The organism is Novosphingobium sp. PhB165 (assembly GCF_004341845.1).
GTDB lineage: Bacteria > Pseudomonadota > Alphaproteobacteria > Sphingomonadales > Sphingomonadaceae > Novosphingobium.
Genome location: NZ_SLVB01000004.1, coordinates 186,040 through 201,747, shown reverse-complemented (window position 1 = coordinate 201,747; position 15,708 = coordinate 186,040). Strand labels below are relative to the sequence as shown.

Genomic DNA, 15,708 nt, shown 5'->3' with positions numbered 1-15,708 from the left:
TGCGTCGGCGGAAAGGTCAGGCATCGTCAGAAAAGCGCTCCATTATGACATCTCCCGGAAACGCATTGCGCCCCGGCTTTGCACCGACACGACGTGACAGGCCTTGGACCCAAGCCGTTAGTCCGCCACGCGAAACGCGACAAGCCTGCCTCCCCCGCACTTGCCAGACGGAGACGCTTGATGACAGCCTTGAGGCCACCCGCTATGACCCCGGTTCCGCCCGCTGAAATAAGCTCCAAGGGGCTGGGTGCAGGATCTGGTAGCGCGGCAGGACAGTGACGATCGACGGACTGACATTCGCAGCCCTGCTGCTTGGCGCGCTCCTGCTAGACGGCTTGGTACGCCCGCGAAATACCAAGTTTGCAATGCTTTCCGGACGCAGTACGGCGGGTTCGTGGCTGCTGGCATGGATGATGGCGGGCCTGTTCGGTCTGTTCCTGACATGCTGCGGCAATGTCGGAGTATCGGCAGGACTAGCCCTTGCCGTCCTGGCGTTACTGGCAGTGGCCTCGAACGCCAAGCACGCCATGCTGGGTGAACCGTTGCTCTTTTCTGACCTCGCACTCATCGGTGCGATATTTCGTCATCCACAGTTTTATCTTTCCGCCGTCCAGATCTGGCAGCGTGTCGTCGCCGGCGTGGTGGCGGCTGTTCTTTTCGCGCTGCTGGCCTGGCTGTTCGTGCCGACCTTGCCGCCGCACCTGATCGGGCTCGGCATTCTGACCTTCAGCCTTGCGGTGCTGGCGCTTTCGGTGAAGTCGGCGCCGATCCGGCGCCTCGCCCGCGTGCCCGACGCTCATGCCGACGTGTTGCGCCATGGGCTGCTGCCCGTGCTGCTGCTCTATTGGCTACGCTGGCGGGAAAGCCGCGATCCGGCGCCCTGCGCCGATATCACGCGAACGCCTCCGGCCGGCGCCCCCGAACTCGTCGTCGTCATCCAGTGCGAGAGCTTTGCCGACCCCGCCGAACTTTTCGCGGACCCGAAGCTTGCCCTGCCAGGGCTGGCCGCAGCGCGGGAAGGCGCCTGCCAGTGCGGCCGGCTGATGGTCAGCGGCTTCGGCGCCTATACCATGCGCACCGAATATGGCGTGCTGTTCGGCCTCGAAGAGGATGAACTGGGCTTCCGACGTTACGACCCCTTCCTCACCGCGCTGGGCGAGGCATCCTATGCCCTGCCGGCACGGCTGAAAGGCGCGGGCTGGCGCAGCCTGTTCCTCCACCCGCACGATATGCGCTTCTACGGCCGCGACCGGATCATGCCGGCGGGCGGTTTCGCCGAACTGGCAGGAGAGGACCGCTTCGCCCCTCCGGGCCCCGGAGAGGGACGCTACGTGACCGACGCAGCGATAGCCGACGAAATCGTAGCGCTCGCGGCAGGTGCCACGGAACCGAGCCTGCTCTATGCGGTCACCATCGAGAACCACGGCCCCTGGGCGCCGGACGGCCATCCGGACGGCGACCTCAAGCAAAGCTACCTGCGCCTCGTGCGCAACAGCGACGCGATGCTGACGACGCTCACCGAACGGCTTGGCGCGCTGGGTCGCCCGGCCTTGCTGGTGTTCTTCGGCGACCATCGCCCCAGCATTCCGGGCGCGACCGCACCCGGCGGGGACCGCCACACGCCTTATGTAATGGTGCGCCTCGATGCGGCGGGACGGATCGTGCCCGGCGAGAACCGGCAGGCCGACCTCACCCCGGCAGGCCTGCACCACGCGATCCTCGCGGCGGTGCTGAGCGCCCCCGGTCCGACCTGACGGCTACCGCGCCGGCGGCGCCAGTGACAGCAAGAGCCGCTCACGCAAGACGCGTGGCAGCAGACGGTCGAACAGCCGAAGCAATGCGAAGGGCCAGGGCATGATTGCATGCGCCTTGCCTTTCGCGGCAGCCGCCGCGATCCGCGCGGCCACGTCGTCCGGCTTGAGCATCAGCGGCTTGGGCCCCGGAACCTCACGGCAGGCGGCGGTGTCGATGAAGCCGGGCGACACCAATGTCACGGTGACCCCGTGCCTGCGCACCCCCACCCGCAGTGCCTCGGCAAAGCGCGCCAGCCCGGCCTTGCTTCCCGAATAGGCGGCAGCGAAGGGGAGGGCATGGAAGGCCGCCGCAGACCCGACCAGCACGATGCCCCCGGAACCCCGCGCCGCCATGCGTCCGGCCAGCGCCGCCGCCATCGCGGCGGGTGCGGCGAAATTGACCAAGCCCAACCGGGCGACAAGCTCAGGAGCCTCCACCAAGTCCCCCTCGGCGCGAATATCCCCAAGGCCTGAGGCGAACAGGGCCAGATCGACCGCCCCCGCCTCGTCTTCGGCCAACAGCGCCGCGACGGCCCCTGCCACGTCCGCAATGTCCAGCGAGCGCACCTCGGCCGAAGCCCCGGCCTGCCGACAGGCCTCCGCAAGCGCCGAAAGACGCACGATATCGCGCCCCCACAGGGACAGATGGACACCCGGTCCGGCATAGTGCCCGGCCAGTGCCCCGCCGAGCCCACCCGAGGCGCCGGTCACGAGAATTTTTTTGGGCAGGGAACCAGAGATCATGCCGCTGCTTCGATGCAATGGACCTACATTGTCAACATCTCAACTTATGTGGGTACTATTGGCTTGACAGACCCCGGCCCCTACTGTTCGAGATCGGATGCAATGCCATCGCTAGATCCTAGTTCGCAACGTATTCGATTGTTCAAGAGCGAGAAGCTCGAACGGCTTACGTTGATCTCTCCCCGCGTTTTCGCGGGGGCTTGGGCTGTGCTCTTGCCGTCGATCGCATGGACGGGCTGGGGAACAGTCAGCCCGCTCGCCGGACTGGGCCTGTTCCTGGCCGGGCTCGTGGTCTGGACGCTCTTTGAATATGCCATGCACCGCTACCTGTTCCATTGGGAAACGGATGTGCCGATGCTGAAGGGGTTCGTCTTCCTGATGCACGGCAACCATCACGAAGCTCCGAACGACCCCCTGCGCAGTATCATGCCGCTCTCGGCCAGCGTTCCGATCGCCGCGGCCGTGTGGGGCCTATTCGTGCTGCTGCTGGGCACGCCCGGTACCTGGCTGTTCCTGGGCTTCATCGTCGGATACGTGATGTACGATGTGGTCCACTACGCCGCGCACCAATGGCCGATGCAGGGCAGGCTGTCACAAGCGATAAAGCGCCATCACATGCGCCATCATTATGTCGATGAAGGCGGCAACTACTCGATCTCTGCCATTTTCTGGGATCGCGTGTTTGGCAGCCGGATCCAATCGCTTAAGCGTTGAAGTTCCAATCGTTACATTTAGGATTCCAACGCTGACCCGCTGGCGCTTGGAGGGGAATCCGCTGTTTTCAACAGCCTGACTGAACCATTTTCTCAAACAGAACAATCGATCGACTCAGAAGGTTGGAGGTTCCTTCGTTGGTAAACCCCTGTTCCAGGGCGGTACGAACGAGCCCCCTACAAAGGTCCGCTTATCGAGCATCGGCAATTCGTGCTTTCGAGTAGATATTCTCGAACGACGGTCAATGCGAAGCGACTGATTGCTCGCGTTCCCCAGAAACCCACCGCAGTTCGCAGGGTTGTGCGCAACGCCCTCCTAAAAGGGACGCATCGACCGTTCCTGCGCCAAGTCGCACGCTCGCGCAAATTCACCTATTATGGCCGGTATTCCACGGCTGACCCTCGTGTTAATTTCTACTCGAAAGCACGAAGCGCGTCTCTCTCGGGAGATCGACTTATCGCCGGACATCCCCCGCCGCTCCTTGAATTAATTTCTACTCGAAAGCACGAGTCGCATCTCCCTCGCGAAGAGCGACCTCATTTCTTAAGGGAATACTCTTGCACGAGCAGGCTCGGTGGCACGGCCCAGGCCTCTGCAATCTTTCGGATCATAGGGAGTGTAAGCGCACGCTTATGACCGAGAATTTCCGTGGCGCGAGATTGGCCAATCAAAGCGGCAAGATCGGCACGGCTATATCCTTTTGCTGCCATTGCCGCCTTAATCGCTGCCACCGGGTCCCTCGGCCCGATTGGCGAGCTTTCACGCTCATAAGCTTCAACCAAAGTCACAAGCACCTCGAGCAAATCGCCGTCATGGCTACCTTCCTGGGCACCCCACAGCTTTTCGATCTGCTTCAGTGCCGCTTTGTGATCATCCGCGTTTTTGACTGGTCGGACCGGCATTAGCAAATCTCCAAAAATCCCACTCTCAAACCAACGTCAAGGCCGGACCACGCCGACCGAAATCCGGGCGAATGATCTCCGCACCACCTCGGAGAGTATCGAGATAATCCGACCAATGTTGCATCATTCGCACGCGCTCGTCCCAATGTTGTCCGCGCGTGTATGCCCGGCGCACAGAGTTGGCCTCGATATGAGCAAGCTGCCGCTCAATGGCATCAGGGTTCCAAATGCCCATTTCGTTCAGCAGCGTGGCGGCCATAGCCCTGAACCCGTGGGCGCTCATATCTTCCGGACCGTAGCCGAGCCGCCGGAGAGCAGCATTGATGGTCATGTCCGACATTGGTCTTTTCGTCGAGCGCACCGACGGGAAAAGATAGAGACTGAAAATCGGGCCGTGTTCAATCTCCCGGATGATCTCGACGACCTGCCGGGAGAGCGGAACCGAGTGGGGCCGGCGCATCTTCATCTTGTGCGCTGGTATCGTCCAGACGGCCCGCTCCAGGTCGATTTCCGCCCACTCCGCATGCCGCAATTCTCCCGGGCGTGCGAACACATGCGCCTGAAGCCGAAGCGCAATTCTCGTCAAGGACGCGCCCTCGTAACTTTCAATGGCTCGTATCAGCGCCCCCGCTTCCTTTGGCTTCGTGATAGCGGCCCGGTGAATAGCCTTTGGCGTCACCAACGCGCCGCGCAGATCAGCACATACATCGCGATCCGCCCTGGCCGTGGCGATCGCGAAGCGAAAGATCTGGCTGCAAAGGGCTCGGGTGCTTACCGCCGTGTAGAACTTGCGTGTCTTTTCTATCTTCTTGAGTGCCAGAAGCACCTCATGCGCCGTGATCGTGGAGATAGGGCAGCCCCCGAGGTCGGGCATCACGAGACCCAGCTGCCACTCATACTTCTTGATCGATTTGGACGATCTTTCCTCGAGCCGGACCTTTTCCAGCCACTCCTCGGCAATCGCTCTGAACGTGTTGGCGGCCGCGACCGACGCTTCGATCTTGTTGAGCTTGGCCTGGCGATTTGGATCGATGCCGTCCTTCAGCAGGCGGCGGGCATCGAGAAGTCGCTCTCGGGCCTCGGCAAGTCCGACCTCCGGATATCGTCCGAACGAGGCGGTCTTCTGAACTTTGTGGAAATGATAGTTCATTCGCCAGTAGCGCGCACCGCTCGGCTTGATCAGCAGGTACAGTCCATCTCGGTCGGAGAGCTTGTATGGCTTGCTCTGCGGTCGAGCGTGGGCGACCGACTGTGCGGTCAGACCAGACCTGCGTGATTCTCCGGACATGAATAGGGACCTTCCGACAGCTGTGAACAACTGCAGGTCCGTCTCCTGTGCCAAATCGGGCTGAGATTGCATGGAACATATCCGGAACTGCCCGGACATTATATCAGCAAAAAACGGCGGAAAACAGCCGTTTTCAGGACCTTCTGGGAGGTCCTGAGAGCGGTGTTGGAGCGGGTAGCGGGAATCGAACCCGCATAGCCAGCTTGGAAGGCTGGAGCTTTACCACTAAGCTATACCCGCCCGATCGGAACCAGCCGATGGGGCTTGCGCCGCCAGAGGCAGGCGCTTGCCATGGGAAGCGGCGGTTCGTCAACGGCTCTCTTGCGAAAATCTTGCAGAGCGCCCGATAATCGCGATTTCGATCAGTGGCCCTCGAAGGCCAGCAAAGCGTCCGGCGTCACGCCCGCCGTGCGCAACCGGTCGCCGCCGCCCAGTTCGAACAGGTCGATCGCGAAGAGTGCGTGGTCTACTTGCGCCCCGGCGCGGCGGAGCAATTCGATGGCCGCGAGTGCGGTGCCGCCGGTGGCCAGCAGGTCGTCCACCAGCACCACGCGTTGCCCTTCGCTCACGGCGTCGGGATCGACTTCCAGCGTGTCCGTGCCATATTCGAGCGCGTAGTCGATCGCGAGCACCGGGACAGGCAGCTTGCCCGGTTTGCGGACCGGCACGAAGCCCAGCCCCAGCCGCGCCGCGATCGCCGCGCCGAAGATGAAGCCACGCGCCTCTACGCCGGCGATGGCCTCAGCCCCCGCCGCGACGGCGCGCTGCGCCATGAGGTCTACGGCGGCAGTGAAGCCGGGGCCGTTGCCGATCAGCGTGGTAACGTCGCGGAACAGGATGCCCGGCTTGGGAAAGTCCGGAACAGAGCGGACGATGGCCTTGAGCTCGTCGATGGTCATGGCGCAGGGCCTAGCCGCTCGGACCGCGCAGGAAAAGCCAAGATCGCCGGACCGGATGCGAAAAACCCCGCCATCCGGGTGGATGGCGGGGCTTTCGATCGGATCGGCGAACCGGGCCTCAGTGCTTCTTGCCGGCCCAGATATTCCGGTACGACAAGTAGCCCATCACCGTTGCGAAGAGCAGGAAGCCCAGCACGGCCAAGCCGGTCTGATGGCGCTTTTCCAGCTTCGGTTCGGCAGTCCAGACCAGGAAGGCCGCCACGTCGGTGGCCATCTGCTCCTTGGTCGCCTTGGTGCCGTCCGAGAACGTTACCTGACCATCGGCGGTCAGCGGCGGCGGCATCGCGATGTTGAGGTTCGCGAAGTAGGGGTTGTAGTGCAGGCCGTCCGGAGTCTTCGAATCCGGGAACTTCTTCAGAAGGTCGGCGGGCTGGTCCTGATAGCCGGTCAGCAGCGAGCGGACGTACTGCGGCCCCTCGTGACGCGCCTTGGTGATCAGCGAGAGATCCGGCGGCGTGCCCTGCCCGGCGTAGACCACCGGCGGGAAGTAGTCGGTCGCCATGCCGGCGCGCGTTTCCACTTCACCGGTGGCCGGGTTGAACACCGGCACCTGGAAGCCCTTGGCGATCGCCTTCACTTCGGCTTCGCTGTAGCCCAGCGCGCCGAGATCGCGGAAGGCGACGTGGCGGATCGCGTGGCAGGTCGAGCAGATTTCCTTGTAGACTTCGAAGCCGCGCTGAAGCTGCTCGCGGTCGAAGCGGCCGAGTATGCCGTCGCTCACGAAGGTATATTCGCGGGGCGCGAGGTGGAATTCGTGCTCAGCGGTTGCTGCCGGCGGGTCGGTGATTTGCGTGTAGGCGCCCTTGCCGAACGACCACGCCAGCGCGACCGTGAAGAACAGCCCGACGAGGATCGAGAGAATGCGTGCCATGTCTTTCGTCTTTCGTTCCAGCTGGTGTCAGGCAACCGTCGCCGAGGGCGAGGGGGCAAGCTTGGCTTCTTCGTCCGCGCCGAGGACAGCCTCGGTGATGGAGAAGGGCAGCGGATCCGGCTTCTCGATGGCCGAGACGATCGGAATGATGATGAGGAAGTGCGCGAAGTAGTAGAGCCCGGCGAGCTGGCTGAGCATCACGAAGGGCTCCTGCGCCGGCGCACCACCGCAGTAGAACAGCACCGCCATCGCCGGCAGCAGGCCGAAGAAGAAGAACTTGCGGTAGAGCGGGCGGTAGGCGCCCGAACGGACCGGCGACTTGTCCAGCCAGGGCAGGAAGAACCACACCAGGATCGCGCCGAACATCGCCATCACGCCCATCAGCTTGGCGGGGATGAACAGGAAGTCCTGCGTGAAGGCGCGCAGGATCGCGTAGAACGGCCAGAAGTACCATTCGGGCACGATATGCGCGGGCGTGCTCATCGGGTTGGCCGGAATGTAGTTGTCCGGGTGGCCAAGGTAGTTCGGGAAGAAGAACACCATCGCGCAGAACAGGATGGCGAAGACGCCGATCGCCCAGCCGTCCTTGGCGACGTAGTAGGGGTAGAACGGAACGGTATCGCTCTCGCTCTTCACTTCGACGCCGGTCGGGTTCGACGAGCCGGGGATATGCAGGGCCCAGATGTGCAGGATCACCACGCCCAGGATCACGAAGGGCAGCAGGAAGTGCAGCGAGAAGAAGCGGTTGAGCGCGGCATTGTCCGGCGCGAAGCCGCCGAGCAGCCACTGCTGGAGCGGCTCACCGACAAGCGGGATGGCCGAAAACAGGCCGGTGATGACCTTGGCGCCCCAGAAGCTCATCTGGCCCCACGGCAGCACGTAGCCCATGAAGGCGGTGGCCATCATCAGCAGGAAGATCACGACACCCAGCAGCCACACCATCTCGCGCGGGGCCTTGTACGAGCCGTAGAAAAAGCCGCGGAAGATGTGGATGTAGATGACGACGAAGAAGGCCGAGGCGCCGTTGGCGTGCGCGTAGCGCATCAGCCAGCCCCAGTTCACGTCCCGCATCGTCATTTCGACAGTGTCGAACGCCACGGCGGTATTGGCCGCGTAGTGCATGGCCATGACCACGCCGGTGACGATCTGGAGGATGAGGCAGAGCCCCGCGAGGAAACCAAAGTTCCAGAAATAGTTCAGGTTGCGCGGAACTTCATAGCCGCCGCCGACGGCGTTGTAGACGAGACGCGGGATGGGCAGCTTCTCGTCCATCCACTGCATGAAGGGGTGGCTCGGCTTGTATTCCTTGGCCCAGGGAAAGCTCATTTTCTTTATCCTCTCGCTTCGCCTCAGCCGATCTTGACGACCGTGTCTTTGGTGAATTCGTATACCGGAACCTCAAGGTTCTTGGGCGCGGGGCCCTTACGGATACGGGCGGCGGTATCGTAAGTGGAGCCGTGGCAGGGGCAGAAGTAACCGCCGAACTCGCCGCGCGGCTCTCCCTCACCGGCCCCGAGCGGGACGCAGCCGAGGTGCGTGCAGACGCCCATCGTGATCAGCCAGTTGGTCTTGCCTTCCTTGGTCCGCTGCTCAAGCGTCTGCGGATCGCGCAGGCTGGAGACATCGACCTTGTTGGCTTCCTCGATCTCGTGCGGCGTCAGATTGCGCACGAAAACGGGCTGCTTGCGGAAGATCGCCTTGATCGCCTGGCCGGGCTGGATCGAGGAGATGTCGATCTCGGTCGAAGATGCGGCAAGCACGTCTGCCGAAGCGGACATCTGGCTGACGAGCGGGACCACGATCCCGACGCCTGCAACTCCCGCCGCGCTTACTGCGGCGATATTGATGAAATCGCGCCGGCGCACGCCGTCTGCCTCAGCCATGTTTGCCCTTGCCCTACGTTATTGACTTGTTTTTATCGACAACCCGCCCCGGTGTAATCCGGAGGCGAGCCCAGATCCTGACCACTTATTATTTAGTCTGGTATCCCCCATTACGGTTCGAGAGATCCGAACACATCACTGTGTCTGCCCCGGATCGAATACCGACGTATCGGGCTGATAACACGAAAATCCAACGTGCCAACCGCCTTTTTGGCAGGACGATGGCGCGGGCGAGCCTGCAAATTCAAGCAATAAGGCCCCGCCGCGCAAGACTGGGGCGTGGCGGAACGCGAGAGCGGCAGGATGGCGAGGGTCCGGGCGAAACGATCCCCCCGGCGATCCCCCTCAGCAATTACCCCGGGCAATCACCCTGCGGCGATGAGCGAGAACTGCCGTCCGTAACTGGCTTCGGCCCGGTGGGTGGCGCGGCGAAACGAATAGAATCGGTCCGGCTGCGCATAAGTATCGAGGCCGAGACGCTCTACGCCAGCGATTCCGGCACTTTCCAGCCGCGCGGCGACATAGGCTTCCAGATCGAACTGCCAGTGACCGGGTCGCCCGGCGCTGAAGAATTGCCGGTTGCCGGCCGCTTGCGCGAGGAAGCGTTCGTGGAAACCCTCGTCCACCTCGTAGGAGACGGCGGCGATGCAGGGGCCGACCGCCGCAACGATCCGGGATGGCTCGGCCCCGAGCGATATCATGGCGGCGATGGTGCGATCGGTGACTCCGGCCACCGCGCCTTTCCATCCGGCATGGGCGGCACCCACCACCCCCGCCTCGCGATCGGCCAGCAGCACCGGCGCGCAGTCCGCCGTCAACACGCCGAGGACGACGCCCGGGCGGGCGGTGACCAAGGCGTCGGCGTGGGGGCGTTCGGCATCGCTCCACACCGTGTCGCCCACTACGACGCAATCCGGTGAATGGACCTGGTAGAGGCTCGCCAGCTGTCCGCCGGGCAGCACCGCCTCGACCGCGCGGCGGCGATTCTCGGCAATGGCGATGGGATCGTCACCGGAGCCGAGGCCGACGTTGAGGCCGGACACCTCGCCCGTGCTGACCCCGCCGCGACGGCCGAGAAAACCATGCGGAAGGCTATCCAGTACTTTGGCCCGGTTGACCTCCACCGTGCGCACGTCGGCGGCCTCAGCCAAGGCTCTTGCCCACCTGTTCGCGCACATCGCGCGAGAGATCGGGCTGGGCCATGATCTGCTCCAGCTCGGCGCGCATCATGGCGGCGCGGACCGGCTCGATCCGGCGCCAGCGGCCGAGATGCGGCACGAATCGCGCGGTGGTCTGCGGGTTAAGCGGATCGAGGCGGCGGATCAGGTCGCCGATCAGGCGATAGCCCTCGCCGCTGGCGTCGTGGAAGCCTTTCGGATTGACCGCCAGCGACATGTAGAGCGCGCGGACACGGTTGGGATTGCCCAGCGTGAAGTCGGGATGCTCGGCCAGCGCGCGGACGTGTTCGAGCACTTGCGGGTGGAAGCAGCTCGCCTGAAGCTGGAACCACTTGTCGATCACCAGCGCATTGCCCTGATAGCGCTTGTGGAAATCGGCCAGCGCCTCGGCGCGCTCGGGGCCGTCGAGGTTGCACAGCACGGTGAGCGCGGACTGGCGGTCGGTCATGTTGTCGGCCGCACGGTACTGCGCGCTGGCGCGGGCAGCGCCTTCCACGCCGTCGCCCGAGGCGATCAGGACGAGTGCCTGCGCCTTGGTCTTGCGGGCGCCGCGCGCCGCCGCGTCGCGGCCGTAGGGAACGGCGGAAACGCGGTCGTGCAGCACCTTCAGTTCATCGGCCAGTTCGCCGCCCAGCCAGTGCTTGAGCGCCTCGCGTTCCTCGTGGATCGCGTAAGGATCGGCCACCAGCACTTGCTCGGAGAGGTAAGCGACGGTCGGCAGCATCATCAGTTCGCCGCGCATCAGGTCGTCGAGCGCCTCGTCGGCAATAATCGCCGCGAAAGCCTTGCCGATGGCGGCACGACCGGCAGCACGGTCAGCATCGGCCAGTCCGCCGCCCACCGCCGCGACAAGGTGCTGGACGACGAGGCTCTGCATCGCCTCGTAGCGGGCAAAGGGATCGTCATCGCGCGCGGCCAGGAACACGAGGTCTTCGGGATCGCGCTCGAATTCGATGGCAACGGGCGCTGAGAAGCCGCGATTGATCGACAGCACCGGCGCGCGGGCGAAGCCTTCGAAGACGAAGCTGTCCTCGACCTTGTCGAGCACGATCAGCCGCTCGCCCGAATGGGTGCCGGTGTCGCGGTCGAACAGGGCGACGCGCAGCGGAATCGGCATCGGCTGCTTGTCCGGCTGGCCGGGCGTGGCAGGTACGGTCTGCGAGAGCGTCAGCGTCGCCGTCTCGCCCTCATGCGTCAGCGAAACCGAGACTTGCGGGGTGCCCGCCTGCGAATACCAGAGGCGGAACTGCTTGAGGTCCAGCCCGGCACCGTCCTCGATGGCCTTGACGAAGTCCTCGCACGTCGCCGCCTCGCCGTCGTGGCGGTCGAAGTAGAGGTCCGTGCCCTGGCGGAACCGTTCGGTGCCCGCCATGGTCCGCATCATGCGGATCACCTCGGCGCCCTTGTTGTAGACCGTCGCCGTGTAGAAGTTGCTGATTTCCTGATAGGAATCCGGGCGGATCGGATGGGCGAGCGGGCCCGAATCCTCGGGGAACTGGCCGCCGCGCAGGGTGCGCACGTCCTCGATCCGCTTGACCGGCTCGCTGCCCATGTCGGCGCTGAACAGCTGGTCGCGCAGGACGGTGAAGCCCTCCTTCAGCGAAAGCTGGAACCAGTCGCGGCAGGTCACGCGGTTGCCCGACCAATTGTGGAAGTACTCATGGCCGATCACGCTCTCGATGCCGTCGTAATCGGCATCGGTCGCGGTTTCCGGCTCGGCAAGGACGTAGCGGGTGTTGAAGACGTTGAGGCCCTTGTTCTCCATCGCGCCCATATTGAAGTCCGACACGGCGACGACGTTGAACAGGTCGAGATCGTATTCGCGGCCGAACGCTTGCTCGTCCCACTTCATCGAGGCGATCAGCGAATCCATCGCGTGCTGCGTGCGCTGCTCGTCGCCCGCGCGGACCCAGATGTTGAGATCGACCTTGCGGCCCGACCGCGTGGTGAACTGCGCGTTGTTGGCCACGAGATCGCCCGCGACCAACGCGAAAAGGTAGCTCGGCTTGGGCCAGGGATCGTGCCAATCGGCCCAGTGCGTACCGTCGGCGTTCTCGCCGGTGGCCGTGCAGTTGCCGTTGGAGAGCAGGATCGGGAAGGCCGCCTTGTCGCCCGCCATGTGCACCGAATAGGTCGAGAGCACGTCGGGCCGGTCCGGGAAGAAGGTGATGCGGCGGAAGCCCTCGGCCTCGCACTGGGTGCAGAGCATGCCGTTGGAGGCATAGAGGCCCATGAGCTGGCTGTTGGCCGCCGGGTTCACGGCGGTTTCGACTTCGACCTCATGCGCATCGCCCGAAAGCTCGACCAGCAGGTCGGCGCCATCGAGCCGCCAGTTGTTCACCGCATCGCCGTCGACGCGGACGGCAAGCGGGGCGATCTGGTCGCCATTGAGGCGCAGCGTCGTGCTCCCCTCACCCGCCGGATTGCGCGTTACCGAGAGCTTCGCGGTCACATGCGTGGCATCGATACCGAGCCGGAAGTCGAGCGCGATGGCCGGAACCAGCCATTCGGGCGGCCGGTAATCCGCGCGGCGGATCACGGCGGGCGTGGTGACGGGAGCGGCTTCGGGCTGGGCGGCGTTGCTGGCGATGTCCATACGCTTGGAGTTAAGCCCCCCGCCTTGCGATTGCCAGCCGTGCCGCTACGAAAATCGCAGCGATTTTTCAGAGAAAGCGAGAGCCATGGCGCCCCGCCTGTTCATCTTCGGCATTGGCTACACTGCAAGCGTGGTGGCCGCGCGCCTGTCCCGCATGGGCTGGGAAGTGATCTCGACCGGCCGCGACGGCACGCTGTCGTTCGAGGATGAGGGTAACGTGCGCCTCGCGCTGGCCGATGCCGATCATGTGCTGTCCTCGGTCCCGCCCGGCAACGAGGGGCGCGGCGAACCGCTCGATCCGGTACTGGAGCGCTATGGTCCTGCGCTGAAAGGCAAGGCGCTGTCCTACCTCTCCTCCACCGGCGTCTACGGCGATGCCGGCGGGGCATGGGTGGACGAGAGCGCCCCCATCGGCACCGGCCGCCGCACTGCACGGGCCGAGGCGGATGGCGAGTGGCTTGCGCTGGGCGCGCGGGTCTATCGGCTTCCCGGCATCTACGGGCCCGGTCGCTCGATGCTGGACCGCGCGCGCGAAGGCCGCGCGCATCGCATCGACTTGCCGGGCCAAGTGTTCAGCCGCGTCCATGTCGAAGATATCGCCTCGGGCGTGATCGCCGGACTCAGGGCACCGGCGGGCGCCTACAACCTTTCCGACGATCTGCCCTGCGGCCAGAACCGCGTCGTGGAGGAAGCCTGCCGCCTTGCCGGGCTGCCGCTTCCCCCGCTGCAATCACTGGAGGAAGCGGCGCTTTCCCCGATGGCGCGGGCGTTCTATGCGGAGAACCGCCGCGTCGCCAATGGCAAGGCGCGGCACGTCCTCGGCTGGAAACCGCGCTTTGCGACTTACCGCGAAGGGCTGCGCGACATCAGCGCCACGACCAGCCCGACAGTCGCCAGCGCCGCCCCGGCAATCGCCAGCGCCGACCACTGATAACCCTCGAACAGCGTCGAGATGAACATGGCGATCACGATCACGACAACGCCGTTATAGGCGGCCTTGCCCGCGCCAAGCTGGCGGATCAGCGTGTAGTAGAGCGGGAAGGTCACCACCGAACCGAGGATCGCGAGGTAGGCGGTGCCCATCCAGTAGTTCGCATCGCGCGGGATCACCGGCGGCCCCGCGAAGAGCCAGGCCACAGCCACGTCGCAAAGCGTGCCGTAGAGCATCGCCCACGACAGCAGGCTCACCATCGGCAGGGCCTTGCCGGTCTCGTTTGCCTGAATCACGTTCGAAACCGACGCGCACAGCATCGCGATCAGGGCGAAGACCGTGCCCAGCACGACCTTTCCGCCCAGCGGCGCTTCATGCGCCTCATGGACCAGCAATAGAGCGAGACCGGCAATGGCGATCGCGCTGCCGACCACGAAGCGCCCGGTGATCGGCTGCTTGAGCAGCACCCGCGCCAGAATCGCATTGGGCACCAGCAGCAGGCCGATCATCACCGCGACAATGCCCGAAGTCAGGTGCATTTCGGCGCGATAGACGAAGTTGTAGTTGCCGCAGAACTGCGTCACGCCCACCGCGAGCGCCAGCAACTGCCCGGCCCTGCCCAGCCTCAGGCTCTTGCCCATGGCGATCGCGACAACGAACATGGCCGGCGTCGCCAGCGCGAAGCGCCATGCCACCGACCAGCTGGCCGGCACTTCGGCAATCTGGCCAGTGATGACGAACCAGGTCGATCCCCAGATCAGCGCCACCAGCATGAACGGCAGAATGACCGCCGGCTTGAAGAAACCGGGGGCCGCCGTGTCGCTCGCCGCGTTCGCGCTCACAGGGCGGCAATCGCGCGGGCGAGCGCGGAAACGTGCTCCGGCCGCGAATCCCATGCCGTGACGAGCCGGGCCGCATCGTCGCCCCAGTCGTAGAACTCGAAGCCCTGCGCCCGCAGCACCGCGCGTTCGGCGGCGGTGGAGGTGAGGAAAATCTCGTTAGCCTCGACCGGGTGCAGCAAGCGCGCACCGGCAGCCGCCGCGATTTCGGCAGCGGCGGCATTGGACGCGCGCGCATTGTCCAGCCAGAGGTCGCCCTCCAGCATCGCCAGAATCTGTGCGGCCAGATAGCGGCCCTTCGATTGCAGATGCCCCGCGCGCTTGCGGCGGAAGCGGACCTTATCAGCCATGGCGGGATCGAAGAAGACGATGGCCTCGGCGCTCATCGCCCCGTTCTTGACCATGCCAAAGCTCAGCGCATCGACGCCCCGTGCCGCATCCGCCGCGCTGCCGCCAAGGAATGCCACGGCATTGCCGAACCGCGCGCCGTCCATGTGCAGACCGAGCCCCTTGCCCTTCACGAAGGCGGAAAGCGCGGCCAGTTCCTCGGGCCGGTAGACGCAGCCATATTCGCTCGCCTGCGTGATCGAGACGGCATGGGGCTGGACCTGATGCACGCCGTCGCGGATCGGGTCGATCACGCGGGCAATCGCATCGGGCGTGATCTTCGCGCTTTCGCCATCGGCCAGCAGCAGCTTGGCGCCGTGGAGGTAGAAACCGGGCGCGCCGCCCTCGTCCATCTCGATATGCGCCTCGCGGTGGCAGATCACGGCGCCGTGCGGCTCGACCATGGCCGAAAGCGCCAGGCAGTTCGCCGCCGTCCCTGTCGCTACCCAGAGCGCCGCGCAATCGCGGCCGAACAGCGCGGAAAAGCGCGCGTCGAGTGCTTTGCTCAGTGCGTCGCCATCGTAAGGCGAATCGGGTTCGTCGGCAGCCTTCATGGCGTCCCAGACCCTCGGGTGGACCCGTGCGGCGTTGTCGGAGAGAAACTTCATGGCCATATGCCCTAA

General features: G+C 64.6%; 14 protein-coding genes and 1 tRNA gene. 3 read left to right on the top strand and 12 right to left on the bottom strand.

Annotation, left to right across the window (positions count from 1 at the left end):
* Positions 1 to 275 precede the first annotated feature (275 nt).
* Complete coding sequence (locus EDF56_RS12540; RefSeq protein ID WP_243652563.1) at positions 276 to 1,754, top strand: LTA synthase family protein; 1,479 nt, start codon at positions 276 to 278, stop codon at positions 1,752 to 1,754.
* A gap of 3 nt (positions 1,755 to 1,757) precedes the next feature.
* Here the strand turns inward: EDF56_RS12540 and EDF56_RS12535 are convergent, their stop codons facing one another.
* Positions 1,758 to 2,537 carry an SDR family NAD(P)-dependent oxidoreductase gene (locus EDF56_RS12535; RefSeq protein ID WP_132387865.1) on the bottom strand — a complete coding sequence of 260 codons (780 nt, stop codon included), beginning with the start codon at positions 2,535 to 2,537 and terminating at the stop codon, positions 1,758 to 1,760.
* 138 nt (positions 2,538 to 2,675) lie between these two features.
* On the opposite strand from EDF56_RS12535, the gene EDF56_RS12530 reads away from it, so the two are divergent.
* Positions 2,676 to 3,251 (top strand): sterol desaturase family protein, encoded by a 576-nt coding sequence (locus EDF56_RS12530; protein ID WP_243652562.1) that lies wholly within the window; start codon positions 2,676 to 2,678, stop codon positions 3,249 to 3,251.
* A 536-nt stretch (positions 3,252 to 3,787) separates the two neighbouring features.
* Here the strand turns inward: EDF56_RS12530 and EDF56_RS12525 are convergent.
* The 9 genes from EDF56_RS12525 to pepN all read right to left on the bottom strand — a co-directional run bounded on the left by EDF56_RS12525 (position 3,788) and on the right by pepN (position 12,928).
* Entirely contained in the window at positions 3,788 to 4,153 is a 366-nt protein-coding gene (locus tag EDF56_RS12525; RefSeq protein ID WP_132387861.1) for a transcriptional regulator, read from the bottom strand.
* Positions 4,154 to 4,178: 25 nt separating this feature from the next.
* A complete protein-coding gene (locus tag EDF56_RS12520) occupies positions 4,179 to 5,513 on the bottom strand; it encodes an integrase arm-type DNA-binding domain-containing protein (RefSeq protein ID WP_347812983.1) in 1,335 nt (444 codons plus the stop codon).
* A gap of 94 nt (positions 5,514 to 5,607) precedes the next feature.
* Positions 5,608 to 5,681 (bottom strand) — tRNA-Gly (locus EDF56_RS12515).
* 122 nt (positions 5,682 to 5,803) lie between these two features.
* Complete coding sequence (locus tag EDF56_RS12510; protein ID WP_132387859.1) at positions 5,804 to 6,340, bottom strand: adenine phosphoribosyltransferase; 537 nt, start codon at positions 6,338 to 6,340, stop codon at positions 5,804 to 5,806.
* A 118-nt stretch (positions 6,341 to 6,458) separates the two neighbouring features.
* Positions 6,459 to 7,271 (bottom strand): cytochrome c1, encoded by an 813-nt coding sequence (locus EDF56_RS12505; RefSeq protein WP_132387857.1) that lies wholly within the window; start codon positions 7,269 to 7,271, stop codon positions 6,459 to 6,461.
* 27 nt (positions 7,272 to 7,298) lie between these two features.
* Complete coding sequence (locus tag EDF56_RS12500) at positions 7,299 to 8,597, bottom strand: cytochrome b/b6 (protein WP_132387855.1); 1,299 nt, start codon at positions 8,595 to 8,597, stop codon at positions 7,299 to 7,301.
* A gap of 23 nt (positions 8,598 to 8,620) precedes the next feature.
* On the bottom strand, positions 8,621 to 9,154 hold the full coding sequence (petA, locus tag EDF56_RS12495) for a ubiquinol-cytochrome c reductase iron-sulfur subunit (protein WP_132387853.1): 534 nt from the start codon (positions 9,152 to 9,154) through the stop codon (positions 8,621 to 8,623).
* Positions 9,155 to 9,519: 365 nt separating this feature from the next.
* Positions 9,520 to 10,287, bottom strand: a complete 768-nt coding sequence (gene pgeF, locus EDF56_RS12490) for a peptidoglycan editing factor PgeF (protein WP_243652600.1) — start codon at positions 10,285 to 10,287, stop codon at positions 9,520 to 9,522.
* A gap of 10 nt (positions 10,288 to 10,297) precedes the next feature.
* Positions 10,298 to 12,928 (bottom strand): aminopeptidase N, encoded by a 2,631-nt coding sequence (pepN, locus tag EDF56_RS12485; RefSeq protein ID WP_132387849.1) that lies wholly within the window; start codon positions 12,926 to 12,928, stop codon positions 10,298 to 10,300.
* Positions 12,929 to 13,013: 85 nt separating this feature from the next.
* On the opposite strand from pepN, the gene EDF56_RS12480 reads away from it, so the two are divergent.
* Entirely contained in the window at positions 13,014 to 13,859 is an 846-nt protein-coding gene (locus EDF56_RS12480) for an SDR family NAD(P)-dependent oxidoreductase (RefSeq protein ID WP_132387847.1), read from the top strand.
* Here EDF56_RS12480 and EDF56_RS12475 read toward each other — a convergent pair.
* Together EDF56_RS12475 and EDF56_RS12470 are read right to left on the bottom strand one after the other, a co-directional pair.
* Positions 13,772 to 14,701: a DMT family transporter gene (locus tag EDF56_RS12475; RefSeq protein WP_347812982.1), complete on the bottom strand. Its 930-nt coding sequence runs from the start codon at positions 14,699 to 14,701 to the stop codon at positions 13,772 to 13,774. The genes EDF56_RS12480 and EDF56_RS12475 overlap by 88 nt on opposite strands.
* Positions 14,698 to 15,693, bottom strand: coding sequence for a beta-eliminating lyase-related protein (locus EDF56_RS12470; protein WP_132387843.1), 996 nt, complete (start codon positions 15,691 to 15,693; stop codon positions 14,698 to 14,700). Before EDF56_RS12470 ends, EDF56_RS12475 begins: the two co-directional genes overlap by 4 nt.
* Between the last annotated feature and the right edge of the window lie 15 nt (positions 15,694 to 15,708).